15 protein-coding genes are annotated in these 20,431 nt (G+C 37.6%); all 15 read right to left on the minus strand.

The features are described 5' to 3' along the window. Positions 1-5,162, minus strand: a 5,162-nt coding sequence (locus GA0061074_RS04425; protein WP_159426653.1) for a DUF1542 domain-containing protein, incomplete at its 3' end; no start/stop codon positions are given. Between the two features lie 224 nt (positions 5,163-5,386). Beyond that, complete coding sequence (locus tag GA0061074_RS04430) at positions 5,387-6,298, minus strand: WxL protein peptidoglycan domain-containing protein (RefSeq protein ID WP_092462254.1); 912 nt, start codon at positions 6,296-6,298, stop codon at positions 5,387-5,389. 11 nt (positions 6,299-6,309) lie between these two features. Next, a complete protein-coding gene (locus GA0061074_RS09180) occupies positions 6,310-8,196 on the minus strand; it encodes a pectate lyase-like adhesive domain-containing protein (protein WP_167550165.1) in 1,887 nt (628 codons plus the stop codon). A 1-nt stretch (position 8,197) separates the two neighbouring features. After that, positions 8,198-8,767: a hypothetical protein gene (locus GA0061074_RS04440; protein ID WP_092462257.1), complete on the minus strand. Its 570-nt coding sequence runs from the start codon at positions 8,765-8,767 to the stop codon at positions 8,198-8,200. 25 nt (positions 8,768-8,792) lie between these two features. Continuing rightward, the gene (locus tag GA0061074_RS04445) at positions 8,793-9,842 is read right to left on the minus strand and encodes a WxLIP family cell surface protein (RefSeq protein ID WP_159426654.1); all 1,050 of its coding nucleotides are present in this window, start codon (positions 9,840-9,842) and stop codon (positions 8,793-8,795) included. After that, entirely contained in the window at positions 9,832-10,620 is a 789-nt protein-coding gene (locus GA0061074_RS04450; RefSeq protein ID WP_092462261.1) for a WxL domain-containing protein, read from the minus strand. Before GA0061074_RS04450 ends, GA0061074_RS04445 begins: the two co-directional genes overlap by 11 nt. A 229-nt stretch (positions 10,621-10,849) precedes the next feature. After that, the gene (locus GA0061074_RS04455; RefSeq protein ID WP_092462263.1) at positions 10,850-11,797 is read right to left on the minus strand and encodes a diacylglycerol kinase; all 948 of its coding nucleotides are present in this window, start codon (positions 11,795-11,797) and stop codon (positions 10,850-10,852) included. 91 nt (positions 11,798-11,888) lie between these two features. Then, a complete protein-coding gene (gene gatB, locus GA0061074_RS04460) occupies positions 11,889-13,334 on the minus strand; it encodes an Asp-tRNA(Asn)/Glu-tRNA(Gln) amidotransferase subunit GatB (protein WP_092462265.1) in 1,446 nt (481 codons plus the stop codon). Then, on the minus strand, positions 13,334-14,791 hold the full coding sequence (gatA, locus tag GA0061074_RS04465; RefSeq protein ID WP_092462267.1) for an Asp-tRNA(Asn)/Glu-tRNA(Gln) amidotransferase subunit GatA: 1,458 nt from the start codon (positions 14,789-14,791) through the stop codon (positions 13,334-13,336). The genes gatB and gatA overlap by 1 nt, the downstream gene beginning before the upstream one ends. Then, a complete protein-coding gene (gene gatC / locus GA0061074_RS04470) occupies positions 14,791-15,102 on the minus strand; it encodes an Asp-tRNA(Asn)/Glu-tRNA(Gln) amidotransferase subunit GatC (RefSeq protein WP_092462269.1) in 312 nt (103 codons plus the stop codon). The genes gatA and gatC overlap by 1 nt, the downstream gene beginning before the upstream one ends. Before the next feature lie 228 nt (positions 15,103-15,330). Continuing rightward, positions 15,331-16,149 carry a Cof-type HAD-IIB family hydrolase gene (locus GA0061074_RS04475; protein WP_092462271.1) on the minus strand — a complete coding sequence of 273 codons (819 nt, stop codon included), beginning with the start codon at positions 16,147-16,149 and terminating at the stop codon, positions 15,331-15,333. A 22-nt stretch (positions 16,150-16,171) separates the two neighbouring features. Beyond that, on the minus strand, positions 16,172-18,541 hold the full coding sequence (locus tag GA0061074_RS04480; RefSeq protein ID WP_092462272.1) for a Xaa-Pro dipeptidyl-peptidase: 2,370 nt from the start codon (positions 18,539-18,541) through the stop codon (positions 16,172-16,174). A gap of 139 nt (positions 18,542-18,680) precedes the next feature. Next, positions 18,681-19,496: a DUF4097 family beta strand repeat-containing protein gene (locus tag GA0061074_RS04485; protein ID WP_159426655.1), complete on the minus strand. Its 816-nt coding sequence runs from the start codon at positions 19,494-19,496 to the stop codon at positions 18,681-18,683. Position 19,497: 1 nt separating this feature from the next. Further along, a complete protein-coding gene (locus tag GA0061074_RS04490) occupies positions 19,498-20,115 on the minus strand; it encodes a DUF1700 domain-containing protein (RefSeq protein ID WP_092462275.1) in 618 nt (205 codons plus the stop codon). Continuing rightward, positions 20,108-20,422 carry a PadR family transcriptional regulator gene (locus GA0061074_RS04495; protein ID WP_092462277.1) on the minus strand — a complete coding sequence of 105 codons (315 nt, stop codon included), beginning with the start codon at positions 20,420-20,422 and terminating at the stop codon, positions 20,108-20,110. Before GA0061074_RS04495 ends, GA0061074_RS04490 begins: the two co-directional genes overlap by 8 nt. Between the last annotated feature and the right edge of the window lie 9 nt (positions 20,423-20,431).

Below are 20,431 nucleotides of genomic sequence, written 5' to 3' on the forward strand. Positions count from 1 at the left end.
GCTTCACTTACTCCTTCGATGGCTGTCTCACCGTCACTTGCAGCACTTTGTGCTGTCTCTGGTGTCGTTGCATTATTGATATTTGCCTTTGCTTGGTTAGCCGCTGCATTCACTTGACTAATCAAATCAGCCTTCTCGTCTGCAGTCAAACTATCATTACCATTAATCGCATCGATTGCATTTTGGGTTGCTTCCACTAACGTGTGATTTGCATCATTCTTTGCTGCTTGTAACTTGGCTGCTTCGCTTGCTTCTTCAATGACTGTTTCACCGTCACTTGCAGCACTTTGTGCTGTCTCCGGTGTTGTTGCATTATTAATGTTTGTCTTTGCTTGGTCAGCTGCGGTATTTACTTCCCCAACTAAATCAGTCTTCTCGTCTGCCGTTAAGCTATCATTACCATTAATCGCATCGATCGCATTTTGAGTTGCTTCCGCCAACGTGTGATTTGCATCATTCTTCGCTGCCTGTAACTTGGCTTCATCACTTACATCATTGATAGCCGTTACACCGTCACTTGCAGCACTTTGTGCCGTCTCTGGTGTCGTTGCATTATTGATGTTTGCCTTTGCTTGGTCAGCTGTGGTATTTACTTGCCCAACTAAATCAGTCTTCTCGTCTGCTGTTAAGCTATCATTGTCATTAATTGCGGCTATTGCTGTTTGTACTGCGTTTGACAATGCTTGGTTAGCATCATTCTTCGCTGCTTGTAACTTAGCTGCTTCGCTTACTTCTTCGATGGCTGTTTCACCGTCACTTACAGCACTTTGTGCTGTCTCTGGTGTCGTTGCATTATTAATGGTTTCTTTTGCCTGCTCTGCTGCAGTGTTTACTTGATTAACCAGATCATCCTTCTCGTCTGCCGTTAAGCTATCATTACCATTAATTGCGTCTATTGCATCTTGAACTGTGCTATCAAGCTTATTCTTGGCAGTATTCTGAGCAGCATGTAACTGATTACTCTCGCCAGTCATTGTTGCTTGAACTTGACTAATTGCGGCTAAACCATCCGCAGCATCTTGATTAACCGCTGGAATAGTTGTATCTGCATTTACCTTTTGAACTGCCTCATCATGCGCTGCATTTACTTCGTTAATTAATGCTTGCTGACGCGCTGCACTTAGACCTGAGTTCTTTACCTGCTCAATAGTGTTATTACGTGCTTGATCTAATTGCTTAACGGCATCGTTCTTTGCTGCTTGTAACTTAGCTGCTTCACTTACTCCTTCGATGGCTGTCTCACCGTCACTTGCAGCACTTTGTGCTGTCTCTGGTGTCGTTGCATTATTGATGTTTGCCTTTGCTTGGTCAGCTGCGGTATTTACTTGCCCAACTAAATCAGTCTTCTCGTCTGCTGTTAAGCTATCATTGCCATTAATTGCGGCTATTACATCTTGTACTGTACTATCAAGCTTATTCTTGGCGGCATTTTGAGCAAGATGTAATTGATCACTCTCATTCGTCATCGTTGCTCGCACTTGAGTAATTGCGACCAAACCATCCTCAACATCTTGATTAACTGCTGGAATGGTTGTATCTGCATTTACCTTTTGAACTGCCTCATCATGTGCTGCATTTGCTTCGTTAATCAATTCTTGCTGACGCGCTGCACTTAGACCTGAGTTCTTTACCTGCTTAATAGTTTCATTACGTACTTGATCTAATTGCTTAACGGCATCGTTCTTTGCTGCTTGCAATTTAGCAGCTTCGCTCACACCATTAATAGCTGTTTCGCCGTCACTTGCAGCACTTTGTGCTGTCTCCGGTGTTGTTGCATTATTAATGTTTGACTTTGCTTGGTTAGCCGCTGCGTTCACTTGACTAACCAAATCAGTCTTCTCGTCTGCTGTTAAGTTAGTATTACCATTAATTGCATCGACTGCTGTTTGTACTGCGTCTAATAATGCATGGTTGGCATCATTCTTTGCTGCTTGTAACTCGACTGCGTCACTTACATCATTGATAGCTGTTTCACCAACATTTTCAGCACTTTGTACTGTCTCTGATGTCGTTGCATTATTAATGGTTTCTTTTGCCTGCTCTGCTGCAGTGTTTACTTGCCCAACTAAATCAGTCTTCTCGTCTGCTGTTAAGCTATCATTACCATTAATTGCAGCTATTGCTGTTTGTGCTGCGTCTGATAATGCGTGGTTGGCATCATTCTTCGCTGCCTGTAACTTTGCTGCAACACTTACATCATTGATGGCCGTTACACCGTCACTTGCAGCACTTTGTGCCGTCTCTGGTGTCGTTGCATTATTGATATTTGCCTTTGCTCGGTCAGCTGCCGCATTCACTTCATTAACCAGGTCAGTCTTGTCAGCCGCTGTTAAACTATCGTTACTATTTATCTGGTTAATTAAATCTTCCTCAGATTGACCAACTTCTGCCAATGCTTTATTCTTCGCATCGGACAAGTTCGTCATATCCTTTAACTGATCAACAATATCATTATAGATTTTATTGGCCGCATTAACATTTGGCGCCTTATCAACACTACCGTCTGAAGCAACAGCTGCATTTACTAGGTTGTCAATTGTGGAATTAATTTGATTCCGTTGCTCCGTAGTAAGATTTGGTAATTGATTAATATGTTCCTTAGCATTCGAACCCGCCTTATTAATTGCATCTTTAACTTGATCCAAACTGATAATACCCAAGTCTTGTGAAACAGTATCACTATCGACGAAGTTTTGTGTACCATAAACATCTACCGTTGCACCAGCTGGCAAATTATTTACAACATCTGCAGGTATCGTGAAAGAGAATTTATAACCCTTTCCACTCGGATCCTTTGTTGTAGAAGCTTGTGCTGCATAAATAACCTTTGACAAACCTGTATTTTCCTGCCAATAAGGACTTTGAAGGTTATTACCAATAATTTCATTCCCGTTACTTGTGGCATGAATGTAAGCACCAGGTGTATCAGTAAATCCCTCAATAGTCTTTGAACCATCCTCATTATTTATAACATTCACTGTATTATCAATGATAGTAACAAAATCGTTAGCCTGTACGAATTCCAATGTATTAACATTTGCATCAGAACCTAATTCATTTAACTGACTAACTAAACTATCTTCGTCATCCTTCGTCAACCCAACAATTTTATTACGATCGGCTGAAGATACCGAAATTGCCCCTCCATTACCAGTAAAACTAACATGCTTAAACGGACCTGTCTGCGTACCATTATATTGCAAACGAACAACATTTAAGTTAAAACTACCATTTCCAATCCATTGCGCATTATTGTTATTTCCTTTGTATAGTAGAAAATCTTTTGGGTTATCAATTAAAACATTATTACCAACATTCAACAATGTTAGCTTGCCTGTGCCACCAGTTGCATCATCAAGTCGGATTTTAAACACACTACCTGTAATATTAGCATTACCACTTATTTTCACTAGCGTACCAGCAAAACTTCCCATATCATGACCAGTGACAATAAATTTAGCATTCTTACCAACATTTAATTGTCCATTGATATAAACAGAAGTATTTGCAGAGTTGGAATTCATAACATTACCGTTTACTGAAATCTCAACATCAGCACCATCTTCAATGTTAACAGTCGTATTTGCATCAATAATACTAATGGCAGCAACCCCTTGTTTAGAGTCTTGACCAGCGTCAATCTTTAATGTACCACCAGTTTCAACCGTCAAAGTTCCTGAACCGGCCATATAAATACCATTAGCATTCCAACCGTGTTCAGCATTACCCCAAGCACCATCACCATTATCATGAGGTGTTAATGTAACAACCGCCCCCTTCTTAATCTCGATAGTACTGTTATTCCCCGTCATATGAATAACATTATCTTTGAAAGTAGAACCATCAAACTCCGAATCAACATCAAAAATAATATGATCATTATCAGACGTAAACTCAAGTCCTTGTTGAGACGAACCCACATTAACATTTGCACCATCTACTGGACTAACATAATGATCAACCGTTTTTACCGTATTTTTACCCTGAAAAATAACAGTTGTGTTGGCACCAGCATATACTAATTGCGCACCGGTATAACTGGTATTTCTAAAAGTAATCGTTGCACTATCCAAACGTGAACTGTTAACAACACCATAATAGGTCGTTCCATACATATCCAAATTTTCATAAGTTAAATTCAATTTGCCGCTTACTGGGTACGGGTAACTACCTTGAAAATCAATGGCATAACGTGCACCATCATTTGAACGAATTAATAATGAATTATCAGGTCGACTAGCAACGTCAACACCACCACCCCATGTTGGGTCTTTTAAATTATTATCAATAATAATTTCGTTAATGGTTGAATCATTTAAAGCATTTTTAAATTCATCCCAAGTTGCCACATGACGGCTACTTGTAGCCTTAACAGTTGGCACATTATCACTATTTGCCTTAGTTAGGTTTTTATTATCTGCAGTTGATGTGTTATTTGCAACAACTTCTTTAGCTGGATTATCCATATTTATCGTATCAGTAACGTTTGGCTTTACCTGCTCATTAGCATCACTAGCCTTATGATTATCTGATTCTGATACATTTTCACTAGAATTAACAATATCATTATCAGATACAACTGAAACAGATGACGAAGCAGCTGCGGATGATAAAGCAACAGTATTTTGAGTAGCATCACTAACAGCTGTTGTCGCAGAATAATCATTAGCCGAAGATGCCTGTGATGAAGTTTCCGAAGAAGCGACAGCACTTTGCGGTACAGCTGTACTACTTGTATTATTCTGCACCTTATCATCACTTACACTAGATACATCAGTAGCGACACTTGATGAAGGTTGTTCCTTCGTATCAGTTTGTGACTCGTCATTCACAGCAGATGAACTAGTTTCACTACTGGCAATCACATCATCTCTTTCGCTCGCAGAAGTAACATTACTTTGTGCAGTTTCACTCGTACTTTGTGCTGCTGACGATGCTTGTTTGTCAGGCAACACAACCTCTGAAGATGATCCTAGCAGATTACTTGCCGATGAAGCAGCCTCACTACTTGATGTTGACGAATCTACAACAACATCCGCATGTACATTTTCAATAGAAAATGCGCCCATTATCAAAAATGACATAACCGATATTGAAGCAAATACCCATTTTTTACCATCTTTATACATTTTGTAATGTTCTTTTGTATCTATATCCTTCATTATTTTCCTACCCTTCAAAATATCATACATATTTCATTCTATTAAAAGTAGTAAATGATAAGCATTATAAAAAAGGATAAATTGTATCAAAAAATTAGCATTTAATTATATATAAATTCATTTATATTATAATAGTAATTCGATTGTCAATAAAAAGAACTGGTGTTCACCTTACAAAGTGAACACCAGTTCTTTGATTAACAACTATTTAACTAATAAAAGTTTTAATTAATAGTATGATTTAAAATTTTGTTTTTACCATTAATTTGTATGATTATTCGTAATTTTTTTGCTACCCGTGACCTTTCTTTAACCGTCGTATCTAAATGTAACTTAGTATGAGGTGTTAAAGTTGCTTGCCTAGAAACAATATTTTTTTGAATTAACTTCATATCACCATCATAAACTTTCGTGATAATCTTAGCGTGTTGTAATAATTTATTATTTTGATTAATAATCGTATAGTTGATCAAATGATGGTTTTGCTGTTTAACATCTGCTAATCGCAAATGTATTGGCACCTTATTTGGATGCCCCATTTTAGCAACAATCGCATAACTATAAGCAATCTGGCTTTGCATAGTTCCTGACGTTTTAGAGCCATTTAAATCAACAACATGTAAACCACCAACAGCAGTGCCATTACTTGATTTGTCTAAACGCCTTAATTTCATGACCACTTCGGCAGTATGATTAGCCGGTACTCTAAGATGCATTTGATTGCGATGATTCTGCAAAAAAATTGCTTGCTTGTCATAATTAACATTCAAATGACCATAACGATTTGCTTTTGCTTGATTACTATAATCAACCGCCAAATTCTGATTAGTAAAAGCATTATGCAATGATAAATTAAAGTTACCTTCACTATCACCTGTCACTATTTTAAAACGCAATAATTGCTCCTTTTGTGTCGAAATATTTACGTGCCAATAACCAGTCTGATTTTTATCTTGATTATTAGCAAACATTGGCACAACTGTATAACCATTAATCTTAGTTTGTTGGTCATTTTTATAAACTTTAACTGGCTGTTCATTCGCAAAAACAGTGGTATTAAATAAAAACAGCAATATCCAAACCATCAAAACAGTCATTAACAGCTTTTGCCATCTAACAATTTTTAATATTTTCATATTTAATCTCACTATTGTGGACCATTCACAACATCATATCGAATCGTTGCGCCGCCTTGACCATCACCTTGTTGCAGATTATTCGTTGTTCTTAGTAACAATCCATTATTATTATGATAATTAAAGGTATAATTCATACCTCCTTGTGAAGTCGTCACATCAGTTGGCAAAGTTGCGTCATCAGTTACCGTTTCAATCGTTTGCGGTACATTACTCAACTCATGCTTCTTATTGGCTAACGTTAACGATTGCCATGAATATTTTGTCATATTTGGTAACTGATTATTTAAAATTGTTGCTTGAATGGAAAAGTTTGGCTTCGCAGTTCTGTCATCTTGCACACTCAGTTGCATATTGTCATTACCAGGTAACGTTGGTCCAAAAGTACCATCACGTGGCAAATCAGCTAAATCGACATTGTAACTACGATTCATCTTACTATTTACTATCGCTAAACCACTCGGCACGCGCCAATCGATATACTTAGCCGTTCTAAGAAAAGTCAAATCACTAGCACTATACTGATTTGGTGCCATTGTCGAAGTTGTAAAATTACCATCCAAACTACCATTGCTAGCACGTTTATACAAAGACCTATTTGGTGGTGTATCATCACCATCAAAATTAGTGCTGGCATGTAACTTCACACCATTTCCACCACTAAAGTTTAACGGGATATTTGAACTAATAACCGCTGTTTTACTTGATTGCAGCGTAAAGTTATTAATATTATTAAATTGAATTGCTGAACCAGTATTTACTTTTCCTTTAATAACGTTACCATTGCCTAAGTCTTGAATATCAACTTTAGACCCCTGATCAAATTGCCAATTAACTTGACCAGTAAACGCATCTAAATTAATTGGTCCACCAGCCATTTCTACTCTTAAATTACCATTATCATGTACATGACAATTAAAGTTAGTAAATGACGTTGACATAAACCAATAATTAGCATGACTGGCAGTAGCACTAGTTCCATTAACCGTAAAATTAGCATTCTTGCCGATATCCCAATTGAGCGGGCCGGTAGAACTACCATAATACATAGTGTACGTATCATTTAAATTCCAATTTAATGATGCATTGTCATCAATTTTCATTGTCGCAGAATTACCGTTATTATAAGTATAGAACGGTTGATCCCATGCCCAATTTTGATTTAAATTTGTCCGACCATTTACGACTTCAACCCAATGACCACCTTGAATCCATTCACCATTATTATCATCACCACGTGACGTTGTCGATGGTGTATTAAAATTAAAATCAGCGTTAATACTAAAATCATTATTCCCTTCGAGCAAAACTTTGCCTTGCTCATTACGAATTGGACTTGCTCCGGTACGTGCACCACCATTTGTCACAGTAACATCTTTATAAACTGTATTTGCAGCGGAAACACCTGTTATTGAAAAAATACCATTCGAAATACCATTAACAATTTTTGCATTTTCAACAGTCAATGTTGTTTTTCCTGTTACCTTGGCATCATTATTAGAATAAAATCCTGGATTGGAAAATCCCGCGCTAAACCTTGACGTCCCCACTCTGTCATTTGGAGAAGCCGCAAAATATAATTGATGACCGTTACCAATTATGGTCAAATTCTTGGTTTCGCCTATCGGTACGCCCTTCAAAGCTTGCGCATCACCTGGAATATCCTTTACAACATTTAAATAGATTGTTTGTCCCGCAACTGGTGCTTGATAAGTATCATACATATCACGCCAACTCGAAACATCATAATACTTGGCATTAACAACACCAGTAATTGAACCATCAGTATCAACTTTAGCTGGCATCACAGCCGCATAACTAGTGCTACTTGTCTTTAAAAGTAACGCAATTATGACTGAACTCATTAATACCAAAGTTGCTAATATTTTCTTTAACATTTTATACTCCTACGACGACTGTATGCTGTATCGTTGCAGAGTAGCTATCTGGTTTTACGAGCATTACTTTTCTAGGATCCAAAACCATTTCAGCAGATACGTTTCCTGACTCTTCAATACTTGCATTATTGTTTCCTGAAGTAATCACAGTCGCTGGCTGATGATAAATATCCGCCTTTTCAAGGCCTTGTAAGGACCTATCTGCATTTGTCTCGACATGGTACCATATGTTTTTTACCGGTAACTTTTCTTCATTATTAAGTGCTTGAAAGTCACTAATTTCAACTTGTACTTGAAAACTAATTGTTTTATTCGCCAAATCTTTGATTTTATAATCACTATCACCAATTCCAGTAATATGCTGCTTGTTACTACTAATATTTCCAAAATCAAGATTTGGCGCTTGTTCAATAATAATCCCCTCAGCAGGCGATAACGAAGAAGATACATTTATCGTTGTCGTACCTGTGGTTGCGTCATCTGCATAAACGCTAGTTGCAATGCACCAAGAACATAATGCAACACAAATAACTACCCATATACTCCTCAAATAATAATTTTGATTTAACACATTTATTCCCCTTTAAAAAAACACATTACTTAACCGATCGTTTCTTAAAATAAATGTAAATAGCCGACAATATTAAGATCATCACAATGATGATTCCCATTGTCGTTCCAATCATCAACCAGTCTGTTTGATGGTAACCATTTATTTTATTTGTCTTATGATCCGTAAGTGTTACAGTACGATCAAACCGCCACGTCTGATGACCAGATTTCATTACCAAATGCAACTTATATTTACCTGCTGATAACTTAGTAGTCCCAATATCAAAAGGAATTGCATAAATACTATTCGGCGCAATTTGACTACCTAATTTTTTATTATCAATATTTACCTTATAAGTTTTATGAAGTAATCCTTCTTTTCTAAAACTACCTTTAACTGATACTCGATTTATAAATACTGGGGTTTGATTATGAATATTAGCCATGACAAAACGCTGTGTACCAATCGCTTTTGGTATAACCGTCCCTAACGCTAAGTGTGGGCTTATAACCGAATTACTCTCGGCATTATGTAAAACAACCCCCACAGTGTAGCTATAATGATTAATAACATTTGTTGTTTTCTGCGTTGACCGATCTTTTAAATGTATTTCTTTAAAGTTAATGCCAGCAACTTTCACATTTTCAAAATTTTGTTCATTAACATGTAACGCAATTGGCACATCAACGGACGATTTTGCCGGAATAGTTGTTTCTTTGGGTATTGAAATATCTTGTTTGATGTCACCTTGTTTTTGATATGAGTAATCGAATTTATCCTTTAAATCCGATTCCCGTTGACTATCATACTGGACAACACCATGCATATTTGTATAAGCGCGACCAACAGTTGCCTTAACTATAACTGGTTGATTCGTATCGTTCGTTAACGTTACTGCAAGTTTTTGCTGCTGTCCTGGATGCACCTTTAAATCAAAATAACTTTTTTTACTATTCACTTGATTTTGCGGCTGTTGTGGCACCACGGCAAAATTTAATTCACTTGCACTAATAGGTTGATTATCCAAACAAATGAATATGAACATCACAAATAATGAACAGATAAACCAAAATAATGATTGTTTATTTTTCATTGCTTGGAACATCACTCAAAGTCCAATTTAAAGTCGTCGTATATTCACCAGCTAATTTATTTGATGAACCTGGCACATTTAATGACACGGCATTATCAACCGTACGACTCGTATCACCATCCCCTTTTTCAGTTACTAAATTATCAGCTTTTCCCATTCGTGCTACCCAGGTTCCCTGACCAGTATTAGCCTTTGCGCTCATAACTGTTTGCGCACCAGTTCCCGGAATTAATGTCATATTGCCGCCTGCAGTTGCACTCCCCGCATCACTATCTGCCTGCGTAGCCGCAGACAAATCACTAATGCCAATTTGTGCACCCTTCAATTCTTTACCATTATTCATAAATTGAGATGGCTGAGCTACTGACAATGTCCAACCTGCACCAGTACCACGACTATCTGTTACTTGTGCGTACAAGACTGAGTTATCCGAAACGCCCTGATATCCTTGCGCTTTAGCATAATAAGTCTGGTTTTTAGGGCTTATTTTTTGTGAACCAAAATCAAAATCTGATACATAATCTAATGATAAGGGTCCAGTAGTTCCGGGCTTAACATCATTTCCATCAGGAGTAACTGGTTTTACCGGTTGATTAGCGTCTGGTTTATCAGGATTAACCGGACCTACCGTATCTTGACTAGGGGTGAAATTTACATTTGCAGATGTTGTATAGTTTGCCCCATCAGCATAAGCAGGAACTACTGCTACTGTTGAAACACCTAATATAGACAACGTTACTAAAATTGAATTCTTTAATTTACTGTTTGATAACAACATTTATAACTCCTAAAAATATATTTTGGGTATACCGAAATTAACTAATAATAGCCTACGTAAACTAATTATCATTATAGCAAAGAAATCTAATAAATATGCCTAATAGTCTTTTTTAGATACTAATATAATATAGATGTGCAATTTTTAAATATCGTAAAATTATCAAAGCGATTATATACAAAAAGTCGGCAACCTAATAGATTGCCGACTTTAGTCGTACAGTATTATACTAATCAATTAAATTAACTGGCTCACTAATTAACATATCTCTTGAACTATCATCAATATTTGCAATAATTTGAATATGTTGCTTATGATTGATAAACGTTACAGGAGCATCCCCACCATATTCACCATCAAGATTAATCATAATCTTATCATTCTTCAATGACGATACTTCAACACGCTCAGACTTAGCGTAAATTAAATTAGGGTTATTAACATGTTTACCCTTTAGAACTTCTGTAATCAAGTTCAAAATTTCAGCAAATTTAGTCGTCTTAACAATTAGCAACGTAAATTTACCATCATCCAATTTAGCATCAGGTACAATTTGTTCAAAGCCACCAACCGAATTAGTTAGTGCCAAGAAAAACATTGCTGACTTACCTTTAAATTCTCCGTCATCATACTTAATGTGCAAATCCATCGGCTTAATGCTAGTCAACATTTCAGCACCCTTTACGACATAAGCTAAGTAACCGTACATTGATTTCAACTTTGAAGGAACTGAATAAGTTAATTCTGACAAAGAACCACCAGCTGCAATATTAATAAAGTATGAATCATTTGACTGACCAATATCCATTTTGGCAGCACGTCCCTTTAAAATTACGCGCGCTGCGGCTAATGGATCTTCACGTGGGATACGTAATGCACGTGCATAATCATTGGTTGTACCAGCTGGAATAATTGCCATCATTGGTCGATGCTCCAAAGGTGCAATACCGTTTACAACTTCGTTGATAGTACCATCCCCACCAGCAGCGATAATTAAATCAAAGCCCGCTTTGGCAGCACGTGTTGCCTCATTCATTGCTGAATTTTCTTCAGGTGTTGTCGCAAACGCGCTTGTTTCATAACCAACTTGTTCGTAAACGTCTAAAATATCAACTAAATCTCGACGAATCGCCTCGCGACCAGAAGTTGGATTATAGATAATTCGTGCTCGTTTCATTACATTCTTGCTCCTATTATTGATATATGTATGAAACCAGACCAATAGCCTGGTTTCTTTGCCACATAACATTAAATGATGTGTAGCTTCTTTATTCTGGTTTACGCGCTTGTAATCCAGCCATCAATAATTTATTAACGACTGCTGGGTTTGCACTACCCTTAGTTTGTTTCATGATTTGACCAACCAAGAAACCGACTGCACGATCTTTTCCATTGTGGAAATCAATAATTGATTGCTCATTGTTGTCCAAAATTTCATCAATCATTGGTGTCAACACAGCTGGATCAGATAACTGCTTCAAACCATTCTTTTCAACGAATTCAACAGGATCTTCACCCTTAGTGATTGCCTTAAATACCTTCTTAGCCATCTTAGTTGAAATTGTACCGTCATCAATTAACTTAATCATATCAGCCAAGTGAGCTGGTGTTAATGGTGTGTTCTCCAAATCAGCTTGTTGCTCATTCAAGAAGGCATTAACATCACCCATTAGGTAATTAGCTGCACGCTTAGGATCAGCACCTTGTGCAACAGTTTCATCAAAGAAGTCAGACATTGCCAACGTTTGCGTCAACACTTCTGAATCATAAACTTCCAAACCTAATTCATCAACATAACGTGCTTTACGAACACTAGCTGCTTCTGGCAACTTTGCTCGAACTTCTTCGACCCAATCATCAGTGATATGAACTGGTGTCAAATCTGGTTCTGGGAAGTAACGGTAATCATCAGCCGTTTCCTTAACACGCATCAAAACAGTCTCACCCGTTGCTTCATCAAAACGACGAGTTTGTTGCTTAATGGTACCACCTGACATGTAAATCTTAGCATGACGGTTTTCTTCAAATGCCAAAGCCTTACGGACATAGTTAAATGAATTCAAATTCTTCAACTCAACCTTAGTACCATATTCTTTAGAACCGACTGGACGGATTGAAATGTTGGCATCAACACGCATTGAACCTTCTTGCATCTTAACGTCAGAAATACCCGTAAATTGAATAGCTTGACGCAATGCTTCTAAGTAAGCATATGCTTCGTCAGGTGAAGAAATATCAGGTGCACCAACAATTTCAATCAAAGGTGTTCCTTGACGGTTCAAGTCAACATAAGAGTAGCCATCTGTTCCGTGGGTATTCTTACCAGCATCTTCTTCCACGTGTAATTCAGTAATTCCTACACGCTTCTTTTGACCTTCAAATTCAATCTCCAACCAGCCATTACGGCCAATAGGCTCTTGTTGTTGTGTAATTTGATATGCCTTAGGATTATCTGGATAGAAATAATTCTTACGATCCCAATGCAAATCACGAGTAATATCAGCATTCAAAGCCAAAGAAGCCATCATACCAAATTCCAAAGCACCCTTGTTTGCTTGTGGCAAAACTCCAGGATAACCCCAATCAATAACATTGGTATTTGCATTAGGTTGTGCACCATATTGTACTGGAGAAGGTGACATTGCCTTAGAATTTGTCTTTAACTCAACGTGGACTTCTAGACCAATCGTTGTTTCAAAATTTGGGACTGCCATTAATCCTTACCTCCTGGTACTTTTTCAAACAAACGCGTTGCTTGCTCGTAAGCATAAGCTGCGCGATAAATTGTTTCTTCTTGATAGCGGTTAGCAATCAATTGCATACCAACTGGCAAACCATCTACAAAACCGGCTGGTACTGACATACCTGGCAAACCAGCCATGTTAACTGGGATTGTCAAAACATCGTTCATGTATGTGACTTCAGGATCATCTTGGTTAGCACCAAAATCATAAGCAACATTTGGTGTTGTTGGTGCAACAATCAAATCATATTCTGCAAAGACCTTTTGGAAGTCATCATTCATCAATGTACGTACCTGTGCAGCCTTCTTAAAGAATGCATCGTATGAACCTGCTGACAATGAGTATGTTCCAAGCATAATACGACGCTTAACCTCATCCCCAAAACCTTGTGTACGTGTTTGAACATACAAGTCTTCCAGAGTCTTAACGTTTTCAGGACGGAAACCATAACGGATACCATCAAAACGTTGCAAGTTTGATGATGCTTCAGCAGAAGCTAAGATATAATAAGCAGCTACGCCATACTTTGTGTGTGGTAATGATACTTCATCAACCGTTGCACCCAATTCACGTAGTTTGTCAATTCCGGCACGAACAGTTTCCTTGATTTGATTATCAACACCCTCTGCAAAGTATTCAGCGGGAACGGCAATTCTAAAACCTTTAATGTCACCATCTAAATGAGCTGTAAAATCAGGAACGGGTTGGTCTGATGACGTTTGGTCATTAACATCCATACCTGCCATAGCACCCAATACACTAGCATTATCCTTAACGTTACGTGTGAATACACCAACTTGATCAAGAGAAGATGCAAAGGCGATGACACCAAAACGTGAAACACGACCGTATGTTGGCTTCATCCCAACAATACCGTTAAAGGCTGCTGGTTGGCGGATTGAACCACCGGTATCAGTTCCCAAAGCAAATGGCACTTGCCCTGCAGCAACCGACACAGCTGAACCACCAGAAGAACCACCAGGAACCTTAGTTTGATCCCAAGCATTCTTAGTTTGCTTATAATATGACGTTTCAGTTGTTGATCCCATGGCAAATTCATCCATGTTCAACTTACCAACACCAACTGCACCTTGCTCGCGCAAACGTGATACTACCGTGGCGTCATAAATTGGCTTAAATCCTTCCAAAATCTTTGATGCGGCAGTCGTCGTAACGTCCTTGGTAATTAAATTATCTTTAATACCATATGGAATTCCTGATAAAACATTATCTGGATCAATACCTGCTTCATCAATTGCAGCTGCTTCGGCCAAAGCCTTATCTGTCATTGTCGTTAGAAAAGCATCATAAGTTGCATCAGTCTGTTCGATGTTTGCTAAAGTTTCTTTTACCAAATCAACAGCTGTTATCTCTTTGTTAACAAGCTTTTCATGCAACTTTTGGATATCTGTATGCAAAAAATTCATTAATCCTTAGCTCCTCCATCAAGAATTGCAGGCACCTTAATTAAGGTGTCTTGGTGCTCTGGTGCATTATGCAACAATTCTTGCGATTGGTGGGCATTATTAGCCACATCGTCTCGTAATACTGTATGCATTTCAGTCACTGAATACGTTGGTTTAACATTTTCTGTATCAACCTCAGCCAACGTTGTTACCACATCAAAAATTTTACCTAGATGATCAGTAAACATGTCAGCTTCTGAATCTGTTAAAGCTAACTTTGCTAAGTTAGCCACATGTTCAACTTCTTCACGTGTAATTTGCTCGTTTGCCATGTTAATTCCTTTCATGCTTTAATATAGCTATTTTACAAAAGATTTTACATTTAGTATATGTTATCTGGCAAATTTGCTAGATTACAATCGGTAATGTCCCCCCTGCTTTAACGTTTTTTCACAACAAAGTAAGCCACTACCATTTAATAAACACTCTAATCAATATAATATATCCATTTTACACGTTTTTTTTGCTTTAAACAGTGTTTTTAAGCGCTTTAAAAACGTTCAAATAATTTTAGCTAAATACTTTGCTAAGCCATCTTCATCATTAGTATATTCTGTTATATCATTTGCAATGGCCTTTAGTGCGTTGTTACCATTCTTCATCACAATACCATGGGTGGCGTAATCAATCATTTCATAATCATTCATTTCGTCACCAAATGCATAAACATCATCTTTATTAATATCAAAAGCATGTTGTAAAATCTGTAATCCCGTATCCTTAGCAATACCAGCAGGCACTATTTCTAATACCGGTGATTTAGCACCCCAAGTTTTAACTGTGACACGATCTGCACCATATCGATTCGTCACATATTGTTGAATTTCATTTTGATGTGTTTCATTCTGTGCTTCAATCAAAATTGAGTTAATGTTATGTTTTAAATTCAGACGATCCAACATATGCGTTGTATCATCTTTTTGCGGAAAGAAAAAAGCTTCGTCAGGATTTTTTGGTGCGATTAAACTATTTGTCCAAACATCCGCATCGTTTTCGGCAACGACTGCTTTAATCGCCATATCTGCTGCGTTTTCAAGTAAATCAAACGCAATTTCACGATCAACCTGATATGAATAAGCATGCTCCCACGCTGTGTTAGGAATGCCACCAAGTGCACCATTAAAATTAATCATCGGTGAAACTAACCCTAACTGTCGGTAAATGTCTGTTGATAAGCGGACGGGACGTCCTGTCACAATTGCGACCACGTGACCTGCTTGTTGCATCTTTTGAACCATTTGTTGCGTTGCTGCTGACACCTCACCAGCATCATTTAACGTTGTACTATCCAAATCAATTCCAATTAGTTTACGTCCCATACTCAATTTTTCCTTATCATCTTTAATCTGTTACTTGTGCAACTGGTACCAATAATTGACTATGTTTTGTATCAATTGTATACGTAATGTGTTGATTGCCTCGTACGGTCATTTCAAAATCAGTACCGTAAATAACAATCCCTAATTGATGACCCGCTGTTAATTGGTATAACGTTGGTTGCAACGTCAATGTTAAATCAACATACTCATGCGGACGTAAATCATCAACATGCCAAGGATTTTCGCGATTTTGCATATTCATATGGCCAATTGTAATCATCTTAAACGGCGTTGCTTTTGCTAATTCAAATTCCATTAATGATGTTGGTTGCCAATTTTGACCACGATCAATCTGTTCTCCTTGTGGAACAGGTTTCGTGGTCAAACGACGCTCTTTACCGTAATCAACTAGCATCGCACTAACCAAACCAACGTTTGCCGATGACTTCATACGTAACTGTAATGACACTTCGCCATCAATTAATAAATCTTGCGCTTGTTGTGGTTGTAAAAACATAATTCGTGCATGGTCTAATTCATGTTTATCACGGTCCATCATTAATGAACGCCAAGTCTGGTAATCTTGACTATAATTTACATACGCTTGCTTAGTTTGCTGATCTGTATAGCTAACTGGCGTTTGCACATTCGCTAATGAAATAGCCGTCGGTGTAACTTGACCCCAACTTGCTTGCGTTTGCCAAGTATCGGGTTGTTGGTTGCTTTGCCACGTTATGTCAGGTAATTGCGTTACTGCTTGATTATCAACATCATACAATTTATAGCTTAACCATAAATTCATTTGATCACTGAAGTCCAAAGAACGATTATTATTAATGTAAATATGCTGTCCTTGATGCAAGTACAACTTTTTAACGATGTTTAATTCTTGTAACTTTTGGAATAAACGAAAAACTTGGCGTGGTTTAACATTCCAGTCATTCAAGCCATGAACCATAACAACATCAGCTTTAATATTTGGTACATTTTTTAGATAATTGCGTGCATCCCAATAGGTATTATAGTTACCACCTACTCGATCCATTGCTTGCGCCATTTCAGTCTGCTTTTGCGTCCATTGTTCCTTAGTTCGATGCCAATCCCCAGCGTCCTGCATGCGTGAATAAACTAATTCAGCCAAAACATCCATATCTTCGCCTGGAAAACCACCTGGTGCAATTGCTAAACCATTATCACGATAATACTGGTACCAATCAGAAATTGCCGCTTCAGAAATAACTGTTTCCAAACCATCAACTCCAGTCGTTGCAACTGCTGTCGCTAATGTCCCTAAATAAGACTTACCAGTCATTGCAACCTTACCATTTGACCATTGTGCTTTAATTGTTACACCACTTGTACGGTCCACAAATGCACGTCGATTACCAGCTAACCACTCAACAACAGCTTGCATACTTGCAACCTGATCAGGAGAACCAGTATCTTGCATCCCATCAGAATCACGCGTTCCCACTCCTGCAGAATATGCAACTGCAAAGCCACGTGATAAGAAATAATTATTTAAATCAACATGCGAAGTTGGATAAAATGTTTCAGTCGCTTCCATCGCTTCACCTGTTGCTTCATGACTTGCTAATACCTTTGCAGGTGCTTCCTGATAAGCAATATCATCATATGTCACGCGATTAGGTCGCTTACGCTCTAACGGTACATTGACTGAATGCATCTTCTTATCACTTATTACATCATTGGTACCTTGATAGTATGGTGATGCCGTAAACAAAGTTGGCACTAATTGTTTCGTTGTTGGCCGAATAATATCCACGCGTACTAAATCTTTAATACCGTCGTTATCTGTATCTAAATCTGTTTCAACATATACCACTTCTTTTTTCAAATTATTGGTATCAAAAGTGACCATTGCTTTACCATTAAAGAATAGTGACTCATTAGTTGCTTTAAAATAACCATGGCTTGCTAGCAAGTCGATGAACTGTAACCCATTTTTAGTATGTGTCGTCAACAAGCTGTACCAGGCCGTTAATACATCATCGGTTGACCAATCACCTTCTATGTCAGCCAGTGGTAATCCAAGCGTTTGCGCCGCTTTAACTGCTTCTGCCAACGTATAATCAACATTTTCTACAAATTGTAATAGTTGTAATGCAACACTATCAAATTCTTGCACATTTAATTGCATACTATTAGCAAAAAAATCAGCTAAATCTTGATGTTCACTAACCATGTAATTAGAAAAATTCGTCGTAACAGCAGTAGTTGTAGCTGCTTGCTGCAATAATGCTGCAAATAATGCAACCGGTCCTTTTTGTGCAGCTGCTTTAATTGCTGCATCATAGAATCCAATTGACTTTAATTCAAACAATTTTTGTTCAAAAGTTGTTTCAATAACCCCAAATTGATTTATCTTCATAAATTTATCTCCATTTCAATGCTTACATTATAACAAACATTAAAACATAATGAGAACTGGTCCAAAAGAGAATACTAAAAAAGAGTATCAATCTATCATCCAAAATGATAAATTGATACTCCTGAAATGTAGAAAAAATTTAATGATTAATTGTTATTGATGCATATTCACCAGTTAGTTTCAATGCTTTATTTTGATCACCAGTCACGTAATCAGTCTCACCTTGATCTTTATTGTCTACCTCAAGATCACTGTCCCTATTAATCACCTTCATGCCGGGGACAACAATATTCTTTAATGTAATATCTGAATTATCACTCTTAATTTCGCTAGCTTCCTTTAGTGTTAGTCGCTCAGCATTAAAGGTAGCGTCATCACCATTTACATGCAACTGATTTGCAGTAACATCTTTTAGACGATAATTACTTGATTCACCGTTCATACTGATTTTATCAGCATGTAATGATTGTAAACGAACACCACCATAATAATTCGTAATAGCGACATTTTTAGCTGAAATGCCTTTCGTTACAACACCGCTACCTTCTGTTCTAACTGATAATTGATCTAAATTAACACCACGAGGTACCGTAATCGTTAACTTCTGACTTGATGGTTCAATACCAAACATAGCTCGATCACGATCGTGCATTGTAACCTTCAAATCATCATTATCGGCATGCAATTTAAATTGATCAATATTTGTATAACGACCCGAAACATGCCAATCGTCACCCTGCACCAACTTCACAATACTGTTCGAGCCACCATTAATGATTAATTTTTTGTACTGATGGTCTGCAAGTGTTTTATTAAATTTATGTGTCTTAACAATTTTGGGCCCGTTATCCCAAGTAATTGCTGTATTAGCACCCGTAGATAGACCAGTAACTACCATTACGCCACCAACAACCATGACGCTACCACCAGTAATTAATGCTGCTTTTAATCCCATCTTAACGTGCCCCCTTAACATTATTTTTACTCAAATAACGGTTACCTACCCATTTGATAAATGTTACTAACACTTCAAATAGCCAGTGTGTTATACGCCAAACGATTGGTGCAAAGAAGATAACGGCACCAGTCAATAACAAACCTGCCCCGATATAGAAGACACCTGTTGCAACTGACTGCCAAAGTAAAATAACACCATTAATAAAGGCAATCAAGCCACCTGCCAACACACCAATAATACCAACGTAAATACCAAATATAATACCTAAGAAACCAATTACCGCAGCAAATAAAATACCAATTAATCCAATTGCAACCGGTATTAATATTGGTGAAGCAAACAAGCCTAGGATTACTAACCAGACTAAATTCATCCGATTTTTTGTGCGCGTACTACGTGTCACTGTTTCATCAGAAATTTCATCATTTTCGATAAAATATTCAATTTTTAACGAACGAGCAAATTGCTTAGGCGTACCATATTTTTCTTCAATTTCTGCCATGGAATAACCGGCATCTAACATTTGTTCTTCATAAAATTGTAATAGTTCTTCCCGCTCATCAGTCGGTAGATCCTTTAGATACGATCTCACATTCTCTAAATACTCTTTAATCATTACTCTCCTCCAATAACGAATCAACTGCCGCTCTAAATGATGCCCACGAGTGAATAATTTCTTGCAGATGACCCCGACCAATATCCGTTATGTGATAATAACGTCGATTACGCCCTTCAAAAGGTTTGTCATATGTTTCTAGATAGCCATCACGTTTTAGCCGTCTAAGCACTGGATACATGGTGGATTCGCTTACCCCTAGTAACTCTTGCATTGCCTTGGTAATAATATATCCATATGTATCTTCTTTAGTTAATACTGCTAATACTGAGCCATCTAGTACCACTGTTGGTACCTGAATATTCATGGCTGTTCT

It is taken from the genome of Weissella bombi (genome assembly GCF_900094835.1).
GTDB classification, from domain to species: Bacteria; Bacillota; Bacilli; order Lactobacillales; family Lactobacillaceae; genus Weissella; species Weissella bombi.

Excerpts from the sequence above, each read along its gene's own strand:
- GA0061074_RS04480 (WP_092462272.1), bottom strand. The coding sequence starts at position 18,541 with ATGAAGATAAATCAATTTGGGGTTATTGAAACAACTTTTGAACAAAAA.
- GA0061074_RS04455 (WP_092462263.1), bottom strand. The coding sequence starts at position 11,797 with ATGAAACGAGCACGAATTATCTATAATCCAACTTCTGGTCGCGAGGCG.
- GA0061074_RS04445 (WP_159426654.1), bottom strand. The coding sequence starts at position 9,842 with ATGAAAAATAAACAATCATTATTTTGGTTTATCTGTTCATTATTTGTG.
- GA0061074_RS04475 (WP_092462271.1), bottom strand. The coding sequence starts at position 16,149 with ATGGGACGTAAACTAATTGGAATTGATTTGGATAGTACAACGTTAAAT.
- gatC (WP_092462269.1), bottom strand. The coding sequence starts at position 15,102 with ATGGCAAACGAGCAAATTACACGTGAAGAAGTTGAACATGTGGCTAAC.
- gatB (WP_092462265.1), bottom strand. The coding sequence starts at position 13,334 with ATGGCAGTCCCAAATTTTGAAACAACGATTGGTCTAGAAGTCCACGTT.
- GA0061074_RS04430 (WP_092462254.1), bottom strand. The coding sequence starts at position 6,298 with ATGAAAATATTAAAAATTGTTAGATGGCAAAAGCTGTTAATGACTGTT.
- GA0061074_RS04490 (WP_092462275.1), bottom strand. The coding sequence starts at position 20,115 with ATGATTAAAGAGTATTTAGAGAATGTGAGATCGTATCTAAAGGATCTA.
- GA0061074_RS09180 (WP_167550165.1), bottom strand. The coding sequence starts at position 8,196 with ATGTTAAAGAAAATATTAGCAACTTTGGTATTAATGAGTTCAGTCATA.
- GA0061074_RS04450 (WP_092462261.1), bottom strand. The coding sequence starts at position 10,620 with ATGTTGTTATCAAACAGTAAATTAAAGAATTCAATTTTAGTAACGTTG.
- GA0061074_RS04495 (WP_092462277.1), bottom strand. The coding sequence starts at position 20,422 with ATGAATATTCAGGTACCAACAGTGGTACTAGATGGCTCAGTATTAGCA.
- gatA (WP_092462267.1), bottom strand. The coding sequence starts at position 14,791 with ATGAATTTTTTGCATACAGATATCCAAAAGTTGCATGAAAAGCTTGTT.
- GA0061074_RS04485 (WP_159426655.1), bottom strand. The coding sequence starts at position 19,496 with ATGGGATTAAAAGCAGCATTAATTACTGGTGGTAGCGTCATGGTTGTT.